This is a genomic window from Photobacterium sp. DNB23_23_1 (assembly GCF_052873815.1).
The window spans coordinates 26,763-52,193 of the sequence record NZ_JBNNXT010000001.1; the positions used below are offsets into that span (position 1 = coordinate 26,763).

The window sequence follows — 25,431 nt, forward strand, 5'->3', positions numbered from 1 at the left end:
TTTTCGCATATCTCGACTAAAACACATAGAAGCCCAAACTATTTTCAGCGAATATCTATGGCAATATCACCTAAAGATTAACTTTCACCGTTTTTTTCCCCAGCTTAATGGCTTCCATTAGTTCGGAACGGGCCTCACCCTCGCTAATTTCAGTTTCGCGCGGCTCAACCTTCATGAGCAAAAAAGAAGTCTTATTGTTTTTATTATCCTGAACTCCTCTTTCGACAACATCAAGATTGGTATAGACCGTATTTAAAACACATGCACCTATTGCTGCCGTACCTTCAGGGAGTTCTTGGCTGGAAACAAGCCTTGCTGCGGCTGCGGTCCCTTCAGGGATTTCCACTTCTTGTGGTTTAAAGCCTGCTTTCCATATATTAATTTGTTTCAAAGCCGCAGGATGAGAAGCAATCGTGGTGATACCGGTATTATTAGCGACATCCTGACTGTTCATCAAGACACACATTTCGATCGGCGTCGTTATGAAAGCCCTTGCTTCAACTAATTGGTATTGTTGAAATGCCTCAACTGACGCCTGTACTAGGCGGCCATCAATCGTACTATTTTCGACTGCACTAAACGCAAGCGCACTATTGTCTACCGCTTGCTTGAACGTATTTGTTGGCGTGCCGGCAAAAATAACCTCTGCCGTTAAAGCAGGCTGTTTCTCAAATAACTTAACAATTGCTGCATCGTTGAAGCTCCCTTTTGATGCTTGAGCAAAAATATTTTCGCTTGCGACTGTCACGTTTGAAACGAAAATCGTGGCTACCGTTATGGCAATACCCAGTGATTTGAACATCCGTATTTCCTTTACAGCTGACTAAGAGTAGACCTTTTAGTATGACAATTTCACCAGTATCTTTTTATTAACTCTATCACTAAATATGGTCAGAGCAGTGGATATCTTTTTGGTATCACTTATACATAATTAATAATTGATACCAAAATGATACTGCCCACCAATACATAAAAAGATAACATGCATTTAATAATTGCTTTAAGGGAATTATTCACTATGGAATGTAAACATCATCATTATTGTTTAGTGCACCGGACGTTTATTCAGCGATTTATTTGCAAAGTCATTTACCGTTGCCGCGTATGTGGAAAGACAGTTAAATTATGAAAAAAGACTCGCAGCAAGTACGGAGAAAAGTGAATAGAGAAGCTCAAGCTATATTGAAACGTACAATAAAAAATTTCATGGCGAATTATAAATGACTTTTAATACCAATCTGGATAAGTCGTTGATCAAGTATTTGCACTGGAAAAATCGTTGCTATCAAGGCAGATATTGCAGCAACTAGTTGGCTCTAATTACAAAATATCTAACGCAGAGAACAGCGATTTTAACCTGCAAGACTGATCAAATATTTATGTAGGTTGGTATAATCAAGGGTTTTCTACGAATATTCCTTGGGGTTGCCCGTTAGATAACAAATAGAAGCCAACTGGCGATCCCAATTGGCTTCTATAAATATCAGACTTTTTTCCCCTTCAATCAATGCAGAAAGGTACTGCCTTCGCTGGCACTTGTTGCGGTCAGATCGCCGGCCGGATTAATCAGGTGCGGCAAGATTTTCGGCAGGTTCAATTCAATATCTTGGTCTTCAACAGGATTGATGTTGATGTGGTACCAACCCAGCAAACCCAGTACGGCATAACCAATCGCATCATCACTGTCGCGATGCTCAATGATGATTTGCAAGAAACGCAAAATCGTCTTGTCTTTGGTTTTCGCCTGCTCGAAGGTTTCGTTATAAATAGCAGCAGACTCTTCAATCAGTCCTGCAAATTCAGTTTCGATTGCAACTTTGAATGAGCCGCCATCAACAGAAATTTTCATATTACTATCACCAGATTAAGTCTTGTCGTGATTACTGCCGTGATAGTAGCGGAAAGGCAGGAAATTGTCGTAATAGAACACCGCAAATTCAGTAATAATTCGCACTTTTATTGATGTATTCGATGCCTTTTCTACATTCTAGCGTACTTCAACTGTCTTCTATCTGCCGTGCCAGTTGCCGCGATACATGCTCGGGACTTAGGGTATGACGAGCGAGCAAGCGGTACATCACCGGGATCACAATCAGGGTAAACAAAGTGGCGACCGTGATACCACACAACACAACAATACCGATGACAACACGGTTTTCAGCCCCTGCCCCCGTCGCCAGAATCAACGGGATCGCACCAGCGATAGTGGTTATGGCTGTCATCAAAATAGGCCGCAAGCGTTCGGATGCAGCTTCAAGCAAAGCCTCATCAAACGCCATCCCCTGATCGCGCAACTGGTTGGCGAACTCAACAATCAAGATCCCGTTTTTGGCCGACAAGCCAATCAGCATGATAAGGCCTATCTGCGAATAGATATTGAGGGTCTGATCAGTGAAGTAGAGCCCGAGCAATGCCCCCATTGTCGCTAGCGGCACGGTAAGCATAATAATCAACGGATGGATATAGCTCTCAAATTGCGCGGCGAGGACCAAAAAGACCACAACCAGTGCCAAGGCAAAGATAAACACAATCGATGTACTGGAGTCTTGATAGTCTTTGGACGCGCCTTTGTAATTGACCACAGCATCAGCAGGCAGCAACTCATCAACCAAGCCATTAAGATAGCCAAGGGCTTCGCCCAAGGTATAGCCGTCAGCCAAATTAGCCTCGAGGGTAATCGCCCTTACCCGGTTGTAACGGTTTAACTGTGGTGCGCCAGCGTATTCATCAACACGGATGAGACTCGACAGCGGAACCAATGCCTCGGCCTGTTCAGCCCTGACATACAAATTGGCCAAGTCGGCAGCGGTATTTTGCCGTTCGCGCTGGCCTTCGATGACCACATCGTATTCTTCGCCGCGCCATGAATAAGTTGTTACCTGACGGGATCCGAGCATAGATTCGAGGGTCTGGCCAATCGTCTTTAACGACACCCCGAGATCGCCAGCCCGATCGCGATCTATCACGATCCGCAGCTGTGGCTTGGTTTCCTTGTAGTCATGATCCAGACCGACAATCTTGGGGTTACGAGCCGCGGCATCGAGTATGATATCCCGCCACTGGGCCAGCTCTTCATAGCTGCCGCCTCCCAATACGAACTGTACCGGTTTACCGACCCCGCGACCGAACGGCTGACGCATCACCGGAAAAGCCGTGATCCCGGCCAAATCACCCAAGCGCCGACGGATATCACCAATAATCGCCCCTGCGGGACGGCGCTCGGCCCAATCCTCCAGCACCACAATCGCAAAGCCATTGGAAAAATCAGCGAGCCGCCCCCATCCACGCGGCGCACGGATCAGCAAGCGTTTGATCTCGCCAGCTTCCACCAATGGCATCAAGCGGTGCTCGACCTCATCCATATAAGGCTGGATAAAATCAAAGCTCGCCCCCTGCGGGCCATTGATGATGATGAACATCGCCCCCCTGTCCTCCCGCGGGGCAAACTCAGAGGGAAGACGCTGTTGCAGCCAGCCACAGACAACCAATACCAGTACCAAGGCCACAATAACCCGGCGCGGGCGATTGATCGCATGGGCCAACATACCCTTGTAGCTCGCCGTTAGCGCGGCCATGGCACGACTACTGAGCCTGACCAAGCCGCTTTCCTTATCAACTGGCCGCATCAATTTCGAGGCCATCATAGGGCTCAGCGTCAACGCCACCAAGGATGACAGTATTACCGCCGCACTGATGGCAATAGAGAACTCACGGAATAATTTACCCAGATCCCCTTCGAGAAAGCCGATCGGCAGAAAGACCGCCACCAGCACCACAGTCGTGGCAATAATGGCAAAACTAACCTGCTTGGCTCCGAGATACGCAGCTTTGAGCGGGGGCTCACCGCTACTGATACGGCGGTGAATGTTTTCCAGCATCACAATGGCATCATCAACCACGATACCGATAGCCAAAATCAGTGCCAACAAAGTCAACAAGTTAAGAGTAAAACCCAAGGCATAGAGCACCGTAAAGGCACCAATCAACGAGACCGGCAAGGTCAAGGCGGGGATCAGCATGGCACGGACACTACCAAGGAAAAGGTATATCACCACCACCACCAACCCGAGGGCAATCATCAGGGTTTTGTACACCTCGTCTATCGAGGCCTGGATGAACACAGAGGAGTCATAGGAGCGTTTAATCTCCATACCTGGCGGCAAGGTCGAGTTGAGCTGATCGACCAAGTCATTGGCCGCTTTGGCTACATCCAAGGTATTGGCTTTTGACTGGCGGGTGATCCCTATTCCAATCATGTCCTGGGTGTTGCCACGGAAGGTGATCCGCTCTTCTTCGGCGGCCAGTTCCACCTTGGCGACATCACCAAGCCTGATCAAATAACCATCATCACCGCTACCGATCACCAAGCGAACAAAATCTTCAGGGGCGACAAAGCTGCGCTGGGTACGAACCGTAAACTGCCGGCTCTGTGACTCCACCGAACCTGCAGGCAGTTCGATATTATCGTCCCTCAATGCATCTTCGATATCCGTGACGGTCAAGCCCCTTGCCGCCAATTTCTGGCGGTCGATCCAGATCCTCAAGGCATAAGATTTGCCGCCGCCAAGGCGGATCCCTGCTACTCCGTCGATCACCGAGAAGCGATCAACCAAATAGCGGCTGGCATAATCTGTCAGCGCCAGCGTATCCATCCGATCAGAGACCAAGTTAAGCCACATGATCACTTCCGAACCCGCGGCTGCCTTCTGTACTTCAGGCGGGTCGGACTCATCGGGTAAGTTATTTAAAATACCAGAAATACGGTCACGAACATCATTGGCTGCGGCGTCGATATCGCGGCCAATTGAGAACTCCAAAGTCACACTGGAACGACCATCACGGCTACTTGAACTAATAGAGCGGATCCCTTCGATACCGGCGATCCTATCTTCCACCAATTGGGTGATCCGCGTTTCAACTATAGCTGCCGACGCGCCCCTATAGCTGGTGGAAATTGTCACAACCGGCGGGTCAATATCAGGATACTCTCGCAATGGCAGCCGATCGAACGCCACCATACCAAACACCACCAACAACAGGCTGATCACCGAGCCCAGTACCGGACGGGTGACCGAGAGATCCGACAACCACATCAGCCAGCCTCCCTGAAGGTAAAGCGCTCTTGCTCGCGGACTTCCACTTTCTGCCCCGGCCTGATCCGTTGGATTCCCCGGGTGATCACCCGCTCACCTTCCTCTATACCTAACAGCACTTCAGCCTCGCCCCGACGACGGAAACCCAGCTCGACTTCGCGCTGCTCAACAATGCCCTCCGCCCCAACCACAAACAAGAAATGTTGCTGCTGGCGGGGGACCAAGGCTTCTTCCGGCACCATCAACCCTTGATGTTCGCCGACAATCAAGGACAGGGTCATCAGCATGCCAGGGCGTAACCGTAAATCACGGTTGGCAATATCAGCCCGTACCACCATTGCACGGGTCTGCGGGTTGATCCGACTACCAATACTGGCAACCTGACCACGGAATATTTCATCAGGATACGCTGCAGCGCTGGCCTCGATCACTGCACCTTGGGCTACCAAACCGAGAAACGCCTCGGGAATAGAAAAGTCGAGTTTTACTGTAGCAATATCATCAAGGGTGGTGATCACCGCTCCCGGTGTCACCAAGGCGCCGGGGCTGATCTGTCGAAAGCCCAATACACCTGAAAACGGCGCATGAATATACCTCGCCGCCAACTCGGCCTCAATCTGGGCCAACACCGCCTTGGCGACTTCGATATCGGTATAGATGGCATCCAGCTCAGAGCGGGCAATGGTATTGCGCTTGACCAACCCTTCAATTCGCTGATATTCACGACGCTGCTCTTTGAGGTTGGCCTTGGCAGCCCGTACCTTGGCTTGCTGCTCGTCAGCATGCAGGGTAACCAGTAACTGGCCAGCTGAAATAGACTGGCCATCTTCAAACAGCACCCTATCAACTTTTTCAGTCACCTTGGCCGTGAGCACTACCGACTCACGCGACTTTACGGTTCCCAACGCTTCCACTTCCCGCCGGACCAGCTTTTTTTGCACCTCAGCCACCACCACTGTTGGCGTCGGCATTGAACGTACGGCAGACACACCAGCTGACAAGTATTCCTTATAGGCAATACCCGCCACCAGCAAAACCAGGAGCAGTAAACTGAACAGAGTCCCTTTCAAACGCACGCAGTATCCTTCTGAGGGAATGGGAAAATTACAGCTGATATAATCAAGTATAGAAAGGGAGAAGCTGGTGGGTTATTTGTTGCAGATAAAAAAAAGCGAGCCGGTCGATGGCTCGCAAAATAACTCATATATTGCATTTCGAGAGGGTGACTAGGTCAACCTAGTATCCATACCGGTGAAAACCTAACTCATCGAAAGGGACAAAGGTTATATCCGTAGAGTATTTTGCCTCAGCTCTGAGGCATATTGTCAATAAAATGTCAGGAATAACAAAGCAATGATTGCCTTTGAGGTGACGGTTCCAACTTTAATGAAACGACCCTGTGACTCCCTGTCAAATCAGGAAGCAACCTCCACGCTGCTATCCTCCAACCGACGATAAACACTGCGAAATGACTAATCGAATGTTGTACCCAGCGATAGGTAGAAGGAATTTTGCCCTCCTTCTGCCATACCATAAGCAAGGTATACCGGTCCTATAGGGGTATCTAACCCCAAGAACAGGCTTCCAGCCGCTAAGCTGGAGTCAAAATCAATGTCCGACTTATCATCCCAAACACCGCCTTGCTCCAACGAACCACCGATATATACCGGAATCGACACGGCACCAAAATTATTATCCAGCAACCGGTAGCTATACATTAACGCCCCAAACAGCTTATATCGGCCGTTAAGCTCGTAGCGATGGTAACCCGACAGATTGAACAGCCCCCCCAGATCCTGCACATAAACCGGCAAGAGATCGTCGCCATCATAGCCACCCGCCTGCATGGTCGCGATCAAGCTATGCCTTTCATAGCTAAACGGTTTGAGTAATTTCACTTGTGCGTAGGCACTGTCGCTCGATACTGTTTCTTCATCGTTAAACGAACTGCGGCTCAAGCCAAGCCCCACTTCGGTATGGAGCATAAAACCTTCGCGTGGGAAGAACAGGCTGTCCAGATCATCATAAACAAAAGACACAAAGGGGCCGTGGGCCGAATAATCCTGATAATTAGTGGTATTGATTTCACTGACCTCACCGACACCACCACGGTAGCCCACTGCCAGCGAACTCCATGGTTGCAGGTTCCACCCCAGCTCGACATAGCCATTGAAAACACTGTACTCAGTCTCGACATCCGTGCCAGGATCTCGGCCAATCATGTCCGCTTGTTCGTCCGACAAAATAAATTCACGCACTTCGCGGTTCCAGTTGACACCAAACGAGGTATAGGTGTTCTTTTGGTAATCGAGTGGAAAGTAGAAGCTGGTATCAATTTTCTTCCAGCTCCCCAGCAGCCATTCGAACTGCCACTCGCCGCCCTTATCAGTCAGGTTGGTGTAGATATACTGGGTACCGAAGGCAAAATCTGAGCGGTTGGCAAAGTCATCCTCAAAAGCAAACTTCAGGTTAAGGTAGCCCGGGCCCCAGGATTTCTCACGGACATCCATCACCAAGGTGCTTTCATCATCCTTCTGCTCTATTTGATAGGTGACACGCTCGAAGATATCTTGTCGATTGAGTTTTTTTACCGCTTCGTCCATCTCTTCGTTGGTGATCACCCGATCAGCCTTGAGATCCATCACTTCGAGCAGCGCCAAATCAGAGCGTGAGGTATGGTTGTTCACCTCAATCCGATCGATATAGTAGGCCGGGCTGGCCAATACCTGTGAACGACGATCGAGCTTTGCACGCACATAGGCCTCGTAGTCTTGCTCTGGCAACTGATAGCGTTTGAGCTGCGGCAGTGCATTCAATGCTATCTTACGGCCGGCAACATAAGCCTGATCCATTTTATCGAAATCCGGTGCCAGCATGAAAGGGACATCCGGCTGGAGATAAACATCCCCCTCGTCCATCAGCGCCATTTGTTGGTCAGAACTGGTATTGGTCATGAAAGTAGTGAGCTGGCCGATAATATTGAATGCACTATTGAGATCTTGCTCACCAAACAGCGCATCACGCAGATCAACCGCAATGATCACGTCAGCGCCCAACGCCTGAGCTGCATCAACAGGCATATTGTTGACGATGCCACCATCCACCAATATCTGATTGTCTATTCGCACCGGTTGAAGGGCACCCGGTACTGTCATCGAAGCCTGCATCGCCGTTGCCAGGTGCCCACTTTCAAGCACCACAGGCTGGACATGAACGATGTCCGTTGCCACAGCCCGGTAAGGTATCGCCAAATCGTCAAAACTATCGAGTGCGGGGAGATTGTCGGTTAGGCGGCCAAGCAAAATGGCCATGCCCTGCCCTTGGAAGGCACCGGGTTTGGATTGGTAGTTACCTTGAAGATCAATACCGATGTCGGTATAGATTTGATAATTGTCATTTTGCTGTTTGCGGCGCAATTCCAAATCATTACGACCCACCCGATCGTTGTAACCGCTCTGCCAATCAGCAACCATCGTTTTTTGCTGCACTTCTCGGGCAGACAGGCCCATGGCATACATGCCCCCCACATAGGCGCCCATACTAGTACCGGTGATCACATCAACCGGGATCCGGTTCTCCTCCAGTACCGCCAGTACCCCAATGTGGGCAGCCCCTTTGGCTCCACCGCCACTCAGTACCACGCCGATCTGCGGTCGAGACTCTGTCGCCACAGCACTGAAGCTCCCCAAAACAACACCGAAGATCCCGAGCCAAAAGCCGCCCAGCCAGCGCCGACACATTTTCCGCCACTCCATGACACATCCTATAACTGGAACTAATAGCAATAATATACCCAGTTAGCTGAACAACAGGCATAAAAAAATCCGGTCAGTGAGGAACTGACCGGATTTTTTTATGATTCATGACGAGAACTTAGCGACCGCTGGCAATATCGCTCAGCGCATGCATTACCTGATCATTAACGTGCCCTTCATAGACCAACTTACAGACTTTGCGCCTTACAGCCAGGCCAGAAATAAGCCGTTCAATCGACAAATGGCCTTGGTCGTGTTGGCCATTGTATAACTCAATAGTTTTGCTCAGGGTTTCGTAAGGAACGACATCCCCCCCCACCCGAAGCCAATCGAGCTTCTCCAGCAAGCTGTGGCACTCTTCACTGATAGAGGCAACTGAGTGTCCACTCATTGCCGATAACGCCGTTATACTGCGCTGTAGAGCTTCTGAGGAAGTATACTTGGACAAGGTAATGGTCAATTCATCCGCATTGATTTCAACCAAGTGTTTGCGAAGCTTCACACGGCGCCCTAAACGTCCCTTCGGACGGCTTTCTTTGCGCTGGATAGGTTCAAATTCACCATCAATGATCTCGGAAAGCTGATCAAGCTCTTTCTTAGGCAAAATTTCATTGCGCAGCGGATTAGGCATCGTCGGTGCCATGGTGCGCTTACCTTCGTTGGTCGTTTTCGCCCGCGAGAAACGGATCACTTCATCGACATCACAGCGGATATCGATCTGGTAATCGCAATAACGCTTGCCTTCCTCGTGCGGTGTGATCGTCAAGTGATAACCCCACAAATTAACCGCAAAGACCTGATTTGTGATCTTCTCTTCGGCCAGTTTGCTCAGCTCGCGGATCAAGTCGGTTGAAAAACGGCGCCATTCAATGTTGCGAGCCAGTTTTTGGTTCAACTCACTCAGCATCATCGAGTCAGTGTAGCGACGTGACATCCGGCTTCGGAAGAACGAATACAGCTGGAAAACCAAGGTATGCTGGCGCAGGATCTCTGGTGGGAACAGAAAGAAATAATCCCGGGTCAGTAACTCATCGAAGAATGATGGCTCCCACACCAAAATATACAAATTCGGCTTGATCCTGATCTCACCATCATCCCCTTCCGTCGGTGCTTCTTCGGATGCGGTGATGGTTCGGGCCAGGAAACGGAAACGGTCACTCTTGAACCCTTCCGGCATATTCTCGCTCATCCAGCGACCGGTCAGCTCATGCAGTTGGAAATCTGTAAATTCAATGCGATCAATACTTTCGCGAATAGAGTCACGAGCCGGCCCACTGTCCTTCTTGCCCCTCAGAGCAAGAATATCCGTGATATATACTGGGGTTTTGTTACCCATGCTGCGCGATTGAATTTCATAATCAGCAATGTGATGATCGTGGTATTGCACCGTCAGGGTGAACAAGGCAAACAAAGTCATCAGATCATCAACTGTCATGATCGATTTCGATGATCGTGTTTCAATGATTGCCTTGGTGCCACTGATCGCCACCATGGATTTCTGATAACTCTTTTTGGTACGAGGTGGGGCCAGCGCTTGGTCGATGATACCCGCCCAGCTGGTGGGAGAGATCACAATCTGATCAGCTTCATCTAGCATGCTTGGCGGTGTACCCAATCCGTGCTCACTAAGCAATTGGCGGTTTACATGGTTTTGTGCCAATGCTTTTGAACGTTTTTGTTTTTCTTTCGCTTTGGATTGCTCTGAATTCAAGCTTCCAGTACCAAGCTGTGAGATCAACATGGCCGGGTTGATGAAATGATGCAACATGGTTTTACCCGCAAGCCCTTCTTCGAATCTTACGGGTTGTTGTTTGAACAAACCGATATTAACCGCCGCTCTTAAGCGTTGCTGGATCGCCGCCCGGGTCAAGTGTCCTTCCGTTGCTTCAACCAACTCTGTGGTCGATACCATACCATCATGAGTGGATAAGCCGCGTAGCGAAATCAAGTTAAGTAACTCGATAATGCTTTTAGTAACACCTTTGAAGTGTTGGTACTGTGGAAGCCAATCAATTAAGTTTGCCGGGATCGAGAACAAATGCCCATCTTTGTGGGATCGTGGAGCGAGGATCAATACCTTCTCAGGGTTGTTATTCTTTGATGAAAGCGCGGAATTCATTTGTCATTAGCCGTAGATGCACCATTTTTCCGTGAAAGATTAATAGAAATATGACAAGAAAGAAAGATCTTTTATTGGCTTTTTTTAAACTGATCTTATTGTTTATTTTGATCTTATTGATTATATGATCTTATGATCTGGACGTTGATAAGCACGTAAGGCATTGAAACTTAAAGATATAAAAAACGACCACTTCGAAAGCATGATCATGGCTGTTCTGGAAATATGATCAACAAGTAATAGAAACGATGATCATCATGAGGTTGGAAGTATGATCATCATCAATCTGCAAACATGATCATCAAGAGTTAGAAAGCATGATCATGGCACACTCACAGGTTATCCACAGGTCAAATTGAACATCAGCTTCAAAATGGGCTATTTCGATGTATTGGCGAATCCCAAAGTCTTCATTTTCCCCTTTTTGTCACCGGAAAGATGATCATGCTTGTGTCATTCAACGTTATTTTTAGTGTTCTTTTCCTCGGAGCACCCCGTAGCGAAGAAATATTGACCAAAGTTGATTTAACACTCGCCGTATTCTACAGGGTATTTATCATGTGTCCGAAGCGGATGTATGATCAAGCCGTAGCTCGTGCATTTCAATTTTAACACCAAAGGTTATTTTACAGCCTTTGATACGGAAAAAGATTACGCTTCTTTGCCTGCTAAGCCCTTATCAGACCTACATTCACCGTAATTTGAGCGGATATATCCATGCTTTCGGGGGGAACCGTTCTAAGATCGATTTACACCGTCAATCACTTGATCATTTTTCCGATCATACTTGCGTGCAGTCGAGTCTCCTGTGTGGCTGGATTTTCCCTTGATCATGCTTCGTGATCTTGCTGTCGATACGGGAACGATGATCAAGACTATGGGGCTTCAATCTAGCGTAGATTAAGCTAAGCCACTAATTTCACGCTGATCGCCGTGATCATGTTTTGTCGGTGTTTGGTCGATCATAATGAAATTGAAGGATTTCATCATCATTTTTGTTTATTTTCATTGAATGCTATTCATCGGGGCCATTGGGGGTAAAATTTAATCAAAGTGACAGCGTCCGTAATCTAGCCAAAAAAGACACGCTTCCGGAATAATTAAGGGTTAATTGGATTTACAATGTAAAATAGTGACGCCGTAACACTTTAAATTTATCTCTCTTTCCAAGTTAATCACTCTCTTTTGTTCTCAGAATTCAAGAGAAATATGTCTGTTTTTTGCTTTACTTTGTGCTTTATGCTGAGATAAATATCACATGTCACCGTTCAGCTTTTTATTGTTTTAGTGTTTTTTTGTTGTACAATATAGCAAAATGTTTCAAGGTGAATAAAGACAATGAACAGGGAACAAACCATAGACAACTTGCTCAATATCGCCGAGCAGACGAAGCAGGTCCAAGCAGACCGAATTGAGATTGTGTTGGAGGAGCGTCGGGAAGAAGCGTTTCCTCCAATGTCGAAAGCATTGATGGAAAGTCGGTCAGGCCTTACCCGCCGTAAGCTGGATGATGCTATTTCACGCATGGAAGCGAATGGCCACCAATTTACGAAAAATAACGCCAATCATTATTCAATTAGCCTGGAAGAAGCGCATCAATTGATGGATGCGACAAAAAAGCCAGCATTTTACGAGCGTGAAGGTGCGGGGCGTAAACCGTGGATTGTTAATGTCCAAAACCAGAAAGGTGGCACCGGCAAATCGATGACAGCTGTACACCTTGCAGCATGCCTCGCGCTGGACTTGGATAAGCGCTACCGAATTTGCTTGATTGACTTGGATCCGCAGGGTTCGTTGCGTTTGTTCCTTAACCCACAGATCAGTGTCGGCGATCAGGAAACCATTTATTCAGCGGTTGATGTAATGCTGGAAAATGTGCCTGAAGGGCAGGATATCGACAAGGAATTCGTGATGGGTAATGTGGTAATGCCCACTCAATACCCGAACTTGAAGACCATTGCAGCCTTCCCTGAAGATGCCATGTTCAATGCTGATGCATGGCAGGATCTGGCTGAAAATCAGGACTTGAATATTGTTCGCCTGCTTAAGGAAAAGGTTATCGATCCTATTGCTGATGAGTTTGACATCATCATGATTGACACCGGTCCGCACATTGATCCGCTGGTATGGAATGCCATGTATGCTTCCAATGCCTTGATCATTCCCTGTGCGGCAAAACGTCTCGACTGGGCCTCTACCGTTAATTTTTTCCAGCATTTGCCTACAGTTTACGAGATGTTCCCAGAAGATTGGCATGGTTTGGAATTCATCCGACTGATGCCGACCATGTTCGAGGATGACAATAAGAAGCAGGTATCGGTGCTGACCGAAATGAACTACCTGCTTCGTGAGCAAGTCATGATGGCCACGGTACCGCGAAGCCGTGCCTTTGAGACTTGTGCCGATACCTACAGCACTGTATTCGACCTAACGGCGGCCGAATTTGAAGGGGGTAAAAAGACCCTTTCAACAGCGCAAGATGCGATCCAACGTGTTGGTCTAGAGTTAGAGCGTGTAATGCACTCTCACTGGGCTAACCTGAACCGGGAGTAATAAGTGGATGGCGATTAAAACCAAAGATCTTAATGCGCGTTTGTTCGGTAAAGCTGACAAACGACGCGCAACAACGCCAACAGAGGCCCAAACAGCGGCACGTGATAAAGCATCCGTTATTGAGTTGGCGGTAGCTGGCGAGGACACTGTTGCGTTTGAATTAATCAAAATCCAAGCCAACCAGGTTGCTGAAAAAACGCGTGTTTTTGCTGAGAATGCCCGTGAACAGGCTTTCCTTAACGAGCATGCGCTGGCTGATATCCTCAACACGCTTAAAGATCGTGGACAGCAGTACCCAGCTGTTGGTCGTTGGTTGGATGATGGCCGAATCGAGGTGCTTGACGGTAGTCGCCGTCGCATGTCATGTATCTTGGCTGAGAAAGATTTCCTTATCTATGTCGGTAAGGGGATTAATGGCGAGCACGCCAAATTCCTTTCTGATGTCGCTAATGCGCATAAACCGCTGTCATTGTTTGAACGTGGTAAGGAAATGCAGGCGCTGCTTGAAACCGGTAAAGTCGCCGATCAAAAAGAGCTCGCGAGGTATTGTCAGTGTAGCGAAGCCTTGGTCAGTGGGGCATTGAAGGCAGCATCTTTGCCAATGGAATTGCTGATGGCTTACCCGAGTGTCGGAGAACTTGGCCGACCGACGATTGTTAAGCTTCACCGTCTGTTCTTCGGCCTCAACAATGATCAACAACAGTCATTTGTTACCGAAATTTCTGCCGGTGATGAAGCGATGTGGAAGTCAATCGATGCTTCTGGTATTACCCGTATTACCCGTGAGGTGACCAGTAAACTTGAGCAGATTGGTGAGACTCTTCAGCCAAAAGTCGAGATCGAGAAGCCTAAACCGCAAGAGTTGGTGAAGGGAAAAATCAGTTATTTGCGCGATGGTGATAAGCTTCAGCTTAAGCTGAAAAAGTTGACCGAGCGACAAGCCGATGAAATCCTCACCTACCTTGCCGATTATTTGAAATAGAATATTCAGCTGACTCTGTATATTAAAACCACGCTTTCGAGCGTGGTTTTTTTTCGCACCACTACCGGCATATTGGTATTATCGGGTAGTTGTTTGCCATTGAGTTATAGCATGTCCCTACTTTCTGAATTCTGCCGTTCACTCTCTTCGATTGCGGCTGCTCGTAATATCCGATACCTTGTTGTTGCCAAGGGCGGCACAGACTGGTCGGCGCAAGTTTTAGATGCTTTTGCACCTCATTATCCGAATCGGCTTTTTTGTGGCGAGCCACTCTGTGCGGATATAGACGCTATTCCTTTCAAGAAAGCCAAATTATGGTTAGGTAGGGAATGTCAGATGCTGACTTTTAACGGACATAGTGGGCAGGGAGCTCATGCTCTGGATGTTCAAGCCCTTGGTGCATTGTCCGGTACCGTCGTTGGTGGAGGGATCTTGCTGTTGTTATTGCCACCTGAGTGGTTTGATAATAGCGGTTCAAATTTTACCAGACGGTTGAGTGAATTGTTTCAGCATCCCAACGTCGTGATACTCGAGCCGGACTTGGATTTGCCGGCATTGCCTTTTCATGATTTAGCGAAGATGGATACTGTTGGCCCAACAGAAGCTACTTTCCCTTTTGGTACTTTGACCGCTTGCCAAGCTAGTGCCGTTGAATCTATTCGCCGGGTAGTGACAGGTCACCGTAAGCGACCTTTGGTTTTAACCGCGGATCGCGGTCGGGGAAAGTCAGCGTCGCTGGGATTAGCCGCGGCCAGTTTGCTGGCTGAGCGAAACATCAAAATTGTTGTCACCGCCCCCTCTTTTGCAGCTTGTCAGGCAGTGTTTCGTCATGCTGCGGATCAGTTTGGAGTGCCATTTACCAACCAAAAATGTCTTGAACTTGGCAAAGGTTCGCTGGCTTTTATTGCTCCGGATGTGTTGTCATCAGAAAAGCCGAACGCCGATCTGGTGATGGTAGATGAAGCTGCGGCTATACCGGCCCCTGTTCTCAACATGCTACTCAACAGTTTTGGACGTTTGGTGTTTTCCAGTACTGTACATGGTTATGAGGGAACGGGACGTGGTTTCGCTGTTAAGTTTCGTCAACTGCTGGATAAACTCATGCCACAGTGGCGTGCGTTTGAAATGAAGCAAGCGATCCGTTGGGCAGATAATGATCCGTTGGAAAACTGGATTTTCAAAGCCTTGCTGCTTGATGCTGAGCCTGCCACGTCAGGCCTTGATCCCAATACGGCACAGTTTGAATATCTTGATAAAAACCAGCTGCTCGTTTCGGAAAAACTTCTTTCTTCATTATTTGGTTTATTGATCAATGCACACTATCAAACGTCGCCTGCCGATTTGGTAAACTTACTTGATGATGACAGCTTGCATATTTGGGTCTGCCGAAATGACGATAATGTGTTGGGTTGTTGTTTGATTGTCGATGAAGGGGGCTTCTCTCCAGAACTTGCCGAGCAAATCCAACTTGGTGTACGAAGGCCACGAGGCCATCTACTTGCCCAGTCTCTTGCTGCTCATCTTGGTATTTCTGAAGCCGCAATGCAACGTTCTGGCCGTATACTAAGAATTGCGGTTCACCCCGATTTTCAGCAGCAAGGCATTGGTCAGCAATTATTGTCCTCAGTCAGGCTCTGGTCACAGGGTCGATATAATTTCCTCGGCACCAGCTTCGGTTATGTCACCGAGCTTTTGCATTTTTGGCAGAGAGCAGGGTATATGCCTGTTCGTTTGGGCCTGCAAAAAGATGCCTCGAGTGGATATCCATCCTTGCTGTGTGTACAACCTATTTGTGATTTAAGTCAGCAGTGGTTTACCAGGGCGAGGGTTTTATTTGCGATAGGTTTGACTACCAATGCATGTGAAGCTTTTCGCGAGATGGCAATTGAAGAGTTTCTGCCGCTGTTGATTGAGTCATTATCGCTTAAAGCCATGCCGCCAGCCCTTCCGACTCAATGGGTAGAAGATCAACTTTCGTTATATTGCCAAGGTGGCTTGGGGTACGAATCAGTGTTGCCTGCGCTGCAGCAATATCTGTATCACCGCTTGCTTCATATCGGACAGTCTTGCGAATTGGCTACGTTTCATTTGGCAGTGTCTAAAGCTATTCAACGCAAATCTTGGCAAGACATTGTCCAACAATTCCAACTGACGGGCCGTAAACAGGCAGAGCAGGCTTTACGTGATTTTGTCAGATCTGATTTTAAAAAGAATTCTTTAGCAAGGAGCGAGTAATGAAATTTGTTGTCGACACCCATAGCCATACAGTCTCTAGCGGGCACGCGTATAGCACGGTATTAGAGAATGCGGCTGCTGCTGCAGACAAAGGTCTGCAATTAATGTGCGTCACTGACCATGCCTCCTCAATGCCTGGCGCTCCTCATTTTTGGCATTTTGCCAACCAGAAAATCTTGCCTCGCTTTCTTCATGGGGTAGGTATCTTACGAGGTGTTGAAGCAAACATAATGAATGTTGAAGGAGAAATTGATATCTCTGCCAAAGTGGAAGGTCACCTTGACTGGATTCTGGCGAGTTTCCATGAGCCAGTGTTTGCGCCATCTTCATCGACGCAACATACAGAAGCGTTGCTTAATGTTATTAAGTCAGGTCGTGTTGATGCGTTGGGTCATTTAGGCAACCCTAATTTTGATTTCGACTTTGAGCGTGTTCTGGCGGCAGCGGCTGAGGCCAACGTGTTGGTTGAGATAAATAATTCTTCGCTGTCAGGCTCTAGGATAGGAAGCCAGCCAAGGTGTGAACGTATTGCTGAAATTGGTAAAGAGGTTGGCGTGTCGTTCACAACAGGGTCTGATGCTCACTTTGCTTACGACATAGGAAAATTTGATTCTGCGGCAGCATTGTTTGACAAAGTGAATATCGACGAGTCTTCCATTGTTACAACGAGTGCATCTCGATTTATTGAATTTCTTGAGTCTCGTGGTCATGCGCCGATTGAAGAGTTTCAGTCTCTTCGTTAAGATAATTTACAGTGTAAATTTCAGCATAACAATGTGCGTGAAGTTTTATTTGAAAAGGTGGCTGTTGCCACCTTTTTTGTTGTCAAAATTTACACTGTAAATCGCAGGTGAGACTGCTTTGTGATTTAGATTTGTATTCTTTTGCCTCATTGTCTACGATTTAAGAATGCCACTAAATTTTAGCTTGGACTTTGTGTCGTATACAAAGGCGAATTATTGTTATTGTGGTAGGCAAAAAAATAATAATAAGGAGTCAGCATGAGTTTAATAAAAGATGTTCCTCCAGCGCTAAAAGAGATGATTCATTCATCTGTTTGCCAAGATTCTGATATCGAAAAGTGCTACTCCGTTGGTCGTGGCGGTATCGCTGGTCGTCTGTTTGGCCACCTTCTCAGCAGTGGTGAAACCATCGACAGTCATGATTATGGAGTAAAAGTAACGGTAAACAGAATTACCCGGCAAATGATCTATTTTGAATCATCGACCCCCCTGCCTTTGACAGCCTGCTATCAACTGTATCTCCAACCGGTTGGTATGCTGGAAGGCTATCTGCGACAAGATAAAATTTCCGTAAATAAAAAGCACCCTAATAATGGTAGTTATATGTTTATTACTGACCAATGGCTGACGTCTCATCAGTTACGCACTATCGCCTTGGTCTGACCTGTATGAATTGTTATTGCTAAATCAATATGCATTCAATTGCCTATTGTTGGGTTATTGATAAATTTCACATGAATTTGTGACTGAACATATACTAGGTAGCTGATTTGTTACTGTAATATTGAGGGGTACCATTACTTTATTGTTCGCCAATAGCAGAAAAAGGAGTTGATATGGCAGAGCTTTTTCTGCGTATCTCTGATGATGGACAATCAGTGTTATTTGCGGCAACCGCAGACCAGCAAACAGTACCAACGCGTGGGGTGTTACTCGAACAACTTACTATCGTTGGTGCTGGCAATTTCTATTTGTTCGAAAAAGCGATTGATTCAGCGCTTGCTGTCACCAGCCATGACAATGATATTGACCCACAAACCACTGATCTTGAGCCTATTGTTATCGCGGAGCGGCGTAACGCTAGCCTCGTGGTGAAAGCTGACCCTGATTTTATGCGTGCTGCTATTACCCTAACAGCACCTTATGGGGGAACTCATACTACCGGGCCTGATATTCTAGAAGCGCTGAAGCAGAACAGAATCATCAAAGGGATCCGTAAAACTCAACTTCATCAACTTTTGCATGAAGCCCATAGCCTCTTGCCCGGTGAAAAAATCACTTTGCCCGTGGCTTTCGGCCGCTTACCCGAAAACGGTGCTGACGCCTGGTTTGAATCACTGGTCGATGATGCAAGTCACCGTATATTGAGGCCTCAAGCGACAGATGATGGCAAGGTGGATATGCGTGATTTGGGTGAACTGATCACGGTTAAAGCTGGCCAGGCATTGATGCGACGCATTCCTGCGACGGAAGGTGTTGTGGGTTATACCGTAGAGGGGAAGGTTTTACCGGCTAAACCAGGTAAGGACAACCAGTTTCAACCAGGTGAAGGGACGCTTATCAGCGAGCAGGATCCTAACTTGTTATTGGCAGAAAAACCCGGGATCCCTGTTGCTAAACCCCGAGGAATGCAAGTTGATGAGGCATTAATCTTAAAAGGGGTGAATGTCGCAACGGGTCATATTAATTTTGATGGGAGTATCTTGATCACTGGGGATGTAACACCCGGTATGAAGGTTACAGCTTCGGGGAATATAACTGTCGCTGGTTTTGTTGAATTGGCTGAATTGAAAGCTGGCGGTGATATATCAATTATTAAGGGGATCATTGGGCGTAAGTTCGAAGGGAACAAGCTTGGCTGTTCTATCGAAGCCAAAGGCAGTGTCACGAGTAAGTTTGCCCAGTTTGCTGACATTTCCTGTGGGCAGAATGCGATGTTTACCTTACATGTCCTTCATAGTGTCATTCGTGCTGAGGGCGAAGTTGTTGTTATGGATCAGTTCAAGCGGCAAGGTAGCTTAAGCGGTGGGGTAACTGAAGCGGGTTATAGTATTCGTGCGGTCAACCTTGGTGCGTTGTCTGGTGTTCCTACGTTGTTAACTGCTTTTACCAAATTTGAATACCTTCTAAAGCAACTGCAAGATAAGCATCATGACTATCAGATCGAGCTTCAAAACGTCGATAAAATTAAGCAAGCAGAGCTTAAGCTGCTGAAGCTCCCTGAGCATAAGCGCCCTGTCGAATTAAGTGAACGGATTCATTATGCTGCCGAGCAACATAAGTTACAGATTGGTATGCTGGAATCTGACTATCAACAGTTACGCGACGAGTATGATGAGCTACGCTCTCGGGTCATGATCACTGCTGTTAATCGGCTCTATGCAGGGGTTCAAAGTCGATTGGAAAAAGAGAAATTGCTTATCACACAAGATCACGGTCCTTCCAAACTTCATATCTTTGAGCATGTTTTTCAGTGCTCACCGCTTTAATCGGGGTCATTAAATTTACAGTGTAAATCTAATTTACACTGTAAATTAAAATACATTATCTGACCTATTTAATGTAGATGCGGATGTGTCGGTAATCGCTTATCTTTAGCTTTCTGTTCAGTAAAGAAGCCTTGGAAGCCACTAACAAATAATTCAGATAGCCTCTCAAGCTGTGTTTCTGTTTCTACTCGGGTAGCAATGGTCATGACATTGAGGCTGTGAGCCGTTCTACATACTGACGACAGTAGTTGTTTTTTCAAATCATCGTTGAGCTGATGGGTATACGAAAAATCAACTTTCACGTAGTCGGGGCGGAACTCTTCAAGATAAGCGAGTGATTTGAAATAGCGGCCATAGCCGTCCACGCCGTAGCGAAATTTGTAAAAACGAATGGCTGAGCACAATAAGCCACAAGCATCGGGAGTTCGAATAAAGCACGATTCCGGAATTTCGAAATGCAAACGCTGAGACAGGTGTTGGTTACGCGATAGCATTTGATCAAGCCAGCGGTTGAATGCCGGATCCGTGATACTGTTTGTCGTGAGGTTGATAGAAAATGGTCCGCGGCTCTGGTCACCATTCAAGACATTCACATGGTGGGCAATGACGTGTTTGTCGAGCAACACCCCCGCACCGACATCTTCAATCGCACCGAGAAACTGATTTGCATTGTAGTGTGACTGTTCAGCTTTGAGCGATGAAAAAACTTCGAAATGGAGTGGTTGTTGATGCTCATTGACAACCGGCTGGTACTGATAGCTCATTGCGTTGTTATCGATGGCGTCGAGCAATAATGACTTCCATTGCTGCTTACCGAAACTCGGCACTTGGTGCTGGTTGTCTGCCAACTGTATCGGCTCAGCTGGGTTACGTGATGCTTGGGCCTGGATGTTATCAAGTTGACCGAGGATATGGCTGGCACTACTGGCCTGCTCAACCATCAACAAGCCCAAAAATGCGCTGTCTGTGATTTCACCTCGGTACGCTTTTTCTTGTTGTCGATGCACGTCAAACATTGCATCGGCAACTTGCAGTAATTTGTGTGTGGCGATATTGGGCAGTAGAACCGCAAACTCATCATAGGATAACCGAGCCAGATAAACTTGGGCATGAATGATGTTGGCATTGAGATCGTCGGCCAACTTGCGGGTAAAGGCATCTCCTTTTTCAAAACCATATTGCTGATACACTTCATCGAGTAAGGTTGATTTAAGTAAGATCAGACCACTTTGCTGTGGGTTCTCGAGCCAGGCATTGAGTTGATTAATAAAGTAGTGGCGATTACCAAGACCAGATACTTTGTCTTGATAGGCTTGGGCTTTCAGTTTATTGGCTTCATCGGCTTGTTGTTGAAAAATGTCATCGAGCTGTTTTTTAAAACGTCCGGACATTTTTACCCAGGCCTTTGCCTCAATACTGTTTAATGTTCCCGGTGGAATTGAAAGCGAGTTATGACCAATAGTCGAAGACTGCAGTGCCAGTTGCGTTAGAGGCTGGAGCTTTCGCTTAAGCAGCACGAACAAAAGCAACAAAATGAGCAGATAGATGCCAGTACCAATCACTACCCCGGGCAGAAGCCTCAGCCAAAATGATGCTGTGATTTTATCGATAGGAACTTCAGCCGTAAATCGGATAGCTTGTTCGCTACTGCCGAACAAGATACGTTGCGATGAGATTGTTGGCCATAAACGAGTTGGTTGCGGAGTTATCTGTGTTGACTGGCTTAATGCTTGAGATGAAAAATGTTGGCTGGAGGCGAGCACCTGTACGTGTGATTGCACCTGCGGGGCGATTTGACCGACCTGCTCCAGCAGCATCGTGTAGTTAGCTTGGATATGATTGTCTTGTATATCCAATAACCCCAAGCGCTGTTCAAAATATGAGGTACTTAATTGCAGTTGTTGCTGAGCCTGCTCGATGAGAGCACCGCGTATACTCAGGGAATGTAAAGCGACAAAGCACAATAACAGGGTGGTGAAAGTACTCGCAACCCAAGAAAAAGTGTAGCGGAATAAGTTCATTGTTGATCTCCGCAAGCTCGAAGAGAAATTAATTGATTGGAACCGTTGAGGCGACTGAGGCTGTCAATTCTAGCGCTCTGGTAAAGGTATCAAAATTTCGCGCTAGCTAGACGTGCAGGGCTGACTAACATCTTGTTTTATGGAGATAGTTCGAAAAAATGTGTAAACCATTCCTGGTTTTCATTTGGCTTTGCTTTATGGTTCCGACAGTGGATGGGCTAGGCTTTAAAATCTTTCTTATCAATGTGATATTTTCTTAGTTTGTCATATAAGGTCTTTCGCGCAAGGCCCAGTTCTTGTTGTACCTCCTTTAGTCTCCCCTGATGGCGATTGAGCGCGTCGTGCAGTACTTTACATTCAAAATCGGCCACTCTTACCGCCAGTGTTGCTGCCGGTGATTGATCACTGCCATGCTGTGGTTGGGTGTCGAGCGCCTTGGCTCCCAACAATGCATAGCGCTCGGCAAACTGCCGCAGTTCGCGCACATTTCCCGGCCAACCTTGTTCAATCAACCACTGCTCTAATCGCGCGTCAATGTGCGGCGGTTCTATACCAAAACGGCTACAGTCCGTTCGAAGAAAGTTATGGAACAGCAGAGCTATATCGTTCCGCCGTTTATGAAGCGGTGGCAAATCTAGTGAGATGAAGCCCAACTTGAAATAAAGACTGTGCAACAGGCCGGCTTGGCTTTGTTGATGGTTGTCGGTATCGGCGCTGACAATAACCCGAACAGCCTTATTTTCTTTGCATAGTGATTCAATGAAATGTTCCAATGCAGGTTGAATTTGTGGCGGTGTTTGGCCGATGTGCTTAAGGTAGAGTGTGGCAAAGTAGGGTGACAGCTTTGTCCCTGAACCACATGACTGCTCTGTGATACTCGCGATAAGCTCCCTCAGTTGCACTTCGGCGCCGGTTGCACTGCAATCAATGGTGACAAACGGTTGTTGTGGCTGTAAGCCATGGTCATGGACAAATCGGGCAACGAGGGATTTGCCACAACCACTGGGGCCGTGGATAAAAAGCGGAGTATGTGTTTTTGACTGGTGAGATAAGATCCGCCTCAGCTGTTTGATGGACGGGTCATTGCCTAAAATTCGAGGTCCGGGGCCACTTTGTACTTCAAGCTCTCGGCGTAGCTCCCTATTTTCCAGTACTAACTGACGCTTTTCGCCAGCCCGTTTGACGACATCGAGTAAGTGTTCCGTTGAAAATGGTTTTTCGAGAAAGTCATAAGCGCCGAGCCGCATGGCTTCAACGGCCATTGAAATATCTCCATGGCCGGTGAGCATGATAATGGAAAGCTCGGAATCTAACGTTAGCGCCTGTTTGAGAAAGGTGAGACCATCCATGCCGGGCATGTTGATATCGGAAATAATGACGCCTGGGAACTGATTAGTCAGCTGATCCAGAGCGGGTTTGGCGCTGGCAAAGAGAGCGACATCGTAATCCTCTATCTCGAGTGTTTGGCCAAGGGCATGTCGGACTGACTTTTCGTCATCTATAAAGATAACAGGGATGTTCATGGTTTGCTCTCGCTCTCTAATGGTAAGCTGAGGGTAAATTCAGCACCTCCGCCGGAGTGATCACTGACGCTGAGTGTGCCATGGTACGCATCGATAATACGTTTGGATATTGTCATTCCAAGCCCTAAGCCATCTTCCTTGGTGGTGTAAAACGGCAAGAAAACCTGCTTTTTTTGTTCTGGACTTAATCCGGGACCATTATCCCATATTCGGCATTCAACCCGGCCTGAATGGACGATTAGCGTGATCCCAACCTGAGGTTCGGAGTGATTCTTGAGTGCCTGAAGGCTATTTTGCAATAAGTTAATCAACACTTGTTCAAATTGCACAGCATCGATATTAATGATTACATTGTCTGGAAAGTCCGCCAACCGAAGTACAACTCCTTGTTTGATTAACGCGTTGCGTACTAACGACAAGGAAGAGCGGATAGAGTCTGCGACATTGGTCCGAGGCGAGGCTTGGTAAAAATTTCGCTTGCGGGCGAAAACTTTGAATCGGGCGATGATGTCGGTGATCAACTGGTTAAGCTCGATGATTTCATCAATATTGCCACTGACCATATCATAACGCTGTTTGGCTAATAGTTTCCGGCTGTTCTCGGCATAGGTCCGAATGGCTGCGAGTGGCTGGTTGATTTCATGATTGATGCTGGCAGAAAGTTCACCCAGCATCGCGAGCTTGGCGGCTTGCAACAGTTCATCCTGGGTTTGTTTCAATTCTGCTTGGCTATGCTCGTATTGGCTTAGGGTGATTTTTAACTGCTGGTTAGTTTCTTGCAACCGTCGGGTACGCTGGCTTACCCGCCTTTCCAACCGACTGTTAAGGTTGGCTAGATCGATCCTGGCTCGGTAGGTTTGCCACCAAGAATGGACCGCGATACATAGCAGGGTGTAGATCAGGACAAACAACAACAGTACCTGCCCCATATATTCAAATGCTTTTGCTTGCGGTGTAAAGCCGAAGATGTACCAGCCAGCTTTATCCATGTCATGCTGAGCGGTGATATAGGTTTGCGACGTAGTAGCGGCAGCTCCATGCAAGGGGATGACGGGCTGCTGGTTGAATGCCGTAAGGTTCTCTGCTTGGGTAAGCGTGGCGATATCTACATAGCCATATTGCCGCGATTGTTTTATTTGTTGCTTCGTGGTGTCGCTTAGCGGTGTCAGCGAGTGATAAAGCCATTGGGATTCAGAGCTATAGAAAATGATTCCCAGGCGATCGGTTATCGCATATTCAATATCATCGTACTGCCAGATGTCGGCGAGTAATGAAAGATCCACCTTGATGGCGAGTACGCCTACAGGCTGTTGGTTTATCGTGACGGGCGCAGAAAAATAATAACCTCGTTTATCTGATCGTGCACCCAACGCAAAGTACTGTCCATTTTGCCCCTTGGCGGCCTGCTGAAAATAGGGACGATAACTGAAGTTTTGTCCTACAAATGAGTCCGGTTGTTGCCAATTGCTGGAAGCTAGCGTGGTGCCATTCATATCAATGAGGTACATAGTGTCGGCACCTAAGGTTTGGCTCCATTGCGCAAGTAGCTGGTTTACGGCTTGGAATTGATCACCAACCGTTGAAACGGGTTTGTGTTTGGTTAGAAGGGGAGCGAGCAACCGCGGATCACGGGCTAAAACATCGGGAAGCTGGTTGTAACGTTCAAGTTGGGTGTCAATTTTTGTACCCAGCTGAGTGACATCCACAATGAGTTTTTCGCTGAGGTGGCGCTGGATCTGTGACAAGGTGGCCCAACTGATGAGCATCGCGCCCACGCTGCCTATTAGCAGGGCAATGCAAAAAAATTTTTTCTTATCCGACATTGGAAGGCCTTTTTTTTCAATGTAACAAATTCAGCAGGTGGAAACGTCGAGCTTGGTTACAGAGTCGCGTGTTGGCTTAGACTGTCGGGCAATTT

The 25,431-nt window shown here is 47.3% G+C and carries 15 protein-coding genes; 6 read left to right on the forward strand and 9 right to left on the reverse strand.

Going from position 1 to position 25,431, the window contains the following annotated elements; genetic code table 11:
• Nucleotides 1–70: 70 nt before the first annotated feature.
• From ACVA53_RS00125 to ACVA53_RS00150, 6 genes are all read right to left on the reverse strand, one after another.
• Complete coding sequence (locus tag ACVA53_RS00125) at nucleotides 71–802, reverse strand: prephenate dehydratase domain-containing protein (protein ID WP_255041224.1); 732 nt, start codon at nucleotides 800–802, stop codon at nucleotides 71–73.
• A gap of 702 nt (nucleotides 803–1,504) precedes the next feature.
• Nucleotides 1,505–1,849, reverse strand: a complete 345-nt coding sequence (locus ACVA53_RS00130; protein ID WP_255041223.1) for a hypothetical protein — start codon at nucleotides 1,847–1,849, stop codon at nucleotides 1,505–1,507.
• A gap of 148 nt (nucleotides 1,850–1,997) precedes the next feature.
• Nucleotides 1,998–5,093, reverse strand: a complete 3,096-nt coding sequence (locus ACVA53_RS00135; protein WP_446504191.1) for an efflux RND transporter permease subunit — start codon at nucleotides 5,091–5,093, stop codon at nucleotides 1,998–2,000.
• Nucleotides 5,093–6,169: an efflux RND transporter periplasmic adaptor subunit gene (locus tag ACVA53_RS00140; protein ID WP_446504192.1), complete on the reverse strand. Its 1,077-nt coding sequence runs from the start codon at nucleotides 6,167–6,169 to the stop codon at nucleotides 5,093–5,095. The genes ACVA53_RS00135 and ACVA53_RS00140 overlap by 1 nt, the downstream gene beginning before the upstream one ends.
• A 396-nt stretch (nucleotides 6,170–6,565) precedes the next feature.
• Entirely contained in the window at nucleotides 6,566–8,848 is a 2,283-nt protein-coding gene (locus ACVA53_RS00145) for a patatin-like phospholipase family protein (RefSeq protein WP_446504193.1), read from the reverse strand.
• Nucleotides 8,849–8,966: 118 nt separating this feature from the next.
• The gene (locus tag ACVA53_RS00150) at nucleotides 8,967–10,967 is read right to left on the reverse strand and encodes a replication initiator protein RctB domain-containing protein (RefSeq protein ID WP_255041218.1); all 2,001 of its coding nucleotides are present in this window, start codon (nucleotides 10,965–10,967) and stop codon (nucleotides 8,967–8,969) included.
• Between the two features lie 1,338 nt (nucleotides 10,968–12,305).
• Here ACVA53_RS00150 and ACVA53_RS00155 point away from each other — a divergent pair.
• From ACVA53_RS00155 to ACVA53_RS00180, 6 genes are all read left to right on the forward strand, one after another.
• Complete coding sequence (locus ACVA53_RS00155; RefSeq protein WP_255041217.1) at nucleotides 12,306–13,520, forward strand: AAA family ATPase; 1,215 nt, start codon at nucleotides 12,306–12,308, stop codon at nucleotides 13,518–13,520.
• A gap of 7 nt (nucleotides 13,521–13,527) precedes the next feature.
• Nucleotides 13,528–14,502: a ParB/RepB/Spo0J family partition protein gene (locus ACVA53_RS00160; RefSeq protein ID WP_255041216.1), complete on the forward strand. Its 975-nt coding sequence runs from the start codon at nucleotides 13,528–13,530 to the stop codon at nucleotides 14,500–14,502.
• 111 nt (nucleotides 14,503–14,613) lie between these two features.
• Nucleotides 14,614–16,737, forward strand: a complete 2,124-nt coding sequence (locus ACVA53_RS00165) for a tRNA(Met) cytidine acetyltransferase TmcA (protein ID WP_446504194.1) — start codon at nucleotides 14,614–14,616, stop codon at nucleotides 16,735–16,737.
• A complete protein-coding gene (locus ACVA53_RS00170) occupies nucleotides 16,737–17,480 on the forward strand; it encodes a phosphatase (RefSeq protein WP_255041213.1) in 744 nt (247 codons plus the stop codon). The genes ACVA53_RS00165 and ACVA53_RS00170 overlap by 1 nt, the downstream gene beginning before the upstream one ends.
• 258 nt (nucleotides 17,481–17,738) lie before the next feature.
• A complete protein-coding gene (locus ACVA53_RS00175; protein WP_255041212.1) occupies nucleotides 17,739–18,143 on the forward strand; it encodes a hypothetical protein in 405 nt (134 codons plus the stop codon).
• A gap of 173 nt (nucleotides 18,144–18,316) precedes the next feature.
• Nucleotides 18,317–19,969: a DUF342 domain-containing protein gene (locus ACVA53_RS00180; RefSeq protein WP_446504195.1), complete on the forward strand. Its 1,653-nt coding sequence runs from the start codon at nucleotides 18,317–18,319 to the stop codon at nucleotides 19,967–19,969.
• A 68-nt stretch (nucleotides 19,970–20,037) separates the two neighbouring features.
• Here ACVA53_RS00180 and ACVA53_RS00185 read toward each other — a convergent pair whose 3' ends face one another.
• The 3 genes from ACVA53_RS00185 to ACVA53_RS00195 form a co-directional block, all read right to left on the reverse strand.
• Entirely contained in the window at nucleotides 20,038–21,990 is a 1,953-nt protein-coding gene (locus ACVA53_RS00185) for an EAL domain-containing protein (RefSeq protein WP_446504196.1), read from the reverse strand.
• Between the two features lie 218 nt (nucleotides 21,991–22,208).
• A complete protein-coding gene (locus tag ACVA53_RS00190) occupies nucleotides 22,209–23,513 on the reverse strand; it encodes a sigma-54-dependent transcriptional regulator (protein WP_446504197.1) in 1,305 nt (434 codons plus the stop codon).
• Complete coding sequence (locus ACVA53_RS00195) at nucleotides 23,510–25,336, reverse strand: sensor histidine kinase (protein WP_446504198.1); 1,827 nt, start codon at nucleotides 25,334–25,336, stop codon at nucleotides 23,510–23,512. Before ACVA53_RS00195 ends, ACVA53_RS00190 begins: the two co-directional genes overlap by 4 nt.
• Nucleotides 25,337–25,431: the final 95 nt, after the last annotated feature.

Excerpts from the sequence above, each read along its gene's own strand:
- ACVA53_RS00125 (WP_255041224.1), bottom strand. The coding sequence starts at position 802 with ATGTTCAAATCACTGGGTATTGCCATAACGGTAGCCACGATTTTCGTT.
- ACVA53_RS00130 (WP_255041223.1), bottom strand. The coding sequence starts at position 1,849 with ATGAAAATTTCTGTTGATGGCGGCTCATTCAAAGTTGCAATCGAAACT.
- ACVA53_RS00135 (WP_446504191.1), bottom strand. The coding sequence starts at position 5,093 with ATGTGGTTGTCGGATCTCTCGGTCACCCGTCCGGTACTGGGCTCGGTG.
- ACVA53_RS00145 (WP_446504193.1), bottom strand. The coding sequence starts at position 8,848 with ATGGAGTGGCGGAAAATGTGTCGGCGCTGGCTGGGCGGCTTTTGGCTC.
- ACVA53_RS00150 (WP_255041218.1), bottom strand. The coding sequence starts at position 10,967 with ATGAATTCCGCGCTTTCATCAAAGAATAACAACCCTGAGAAGGTATTG.
- ACVA53_RS00155 (WP_255041217.1), top strand. The coding sequence starts at position 12,306 with ATGAACAGGGAACAAACCATAGACAACTTGCTCAATATCGCCGAGCAG.
- ACVA53_RS00160 (WP_255041216.1), top strand. The coding sequence starts at position 13,528 with ATGGCGATTAAAACCAAAGATCTTAATGCGCGTTTGTTCGGTAAAGCT.
- ACVA53_RS00165 (WP_446504194.1), top strand. The coding sequence starts at position 14,614 with ATGTCCCTACTTTCTGAATTCTGCCGTTCACTCTCTTCGATTGCGGCT.
- ACVA53_RS00170 (WP_255041213.1), top strand. The coding sequence starts at position 16,737 with ATGAAATTTGTTGTCGACACCCATAGCCATACAGTCTCTAGCGGGCAC.
- ACVA53_RS00175 (WP_255041212.1), top strand. The coding sequence starts at position 17,739 with ATGAGTTTAATAAAAGATGTTCCTCCAGCGCTAAAAGAGATGATTCAT.
- ACVA53_RS00180 (WP_446504195.1), top strand. The coding sequence starts at position 18,317 with ATGGCAGAGCTTTTTCTGCGTATCTCTGATGATGGACAATCAGTGTTA.
- ACVA53_RS00185 (WP_446504196.1), bottom strand. The coding sequence starts at position 21,990 with ATGAACTTATTCCGCTACACTTTTTCTTGGGTTGCGAGTACTTTCACC.
- ACVA53_RS00190 (WP_446504197.1), bottom strand. The coding sequence starts at position 23,513 with ATGAACATCCCTGTTATCTTTATAGATGACGAAAAGTCAGTCCGACAT.
- ACVA53_RS00195 (WP_446504198.1), bottom strand. The coding sequence starts at position 25,336 with ATGTCGGATAAGAAAAAATTTTTTTGCATTGCCCTGCTAATAGGCAGC.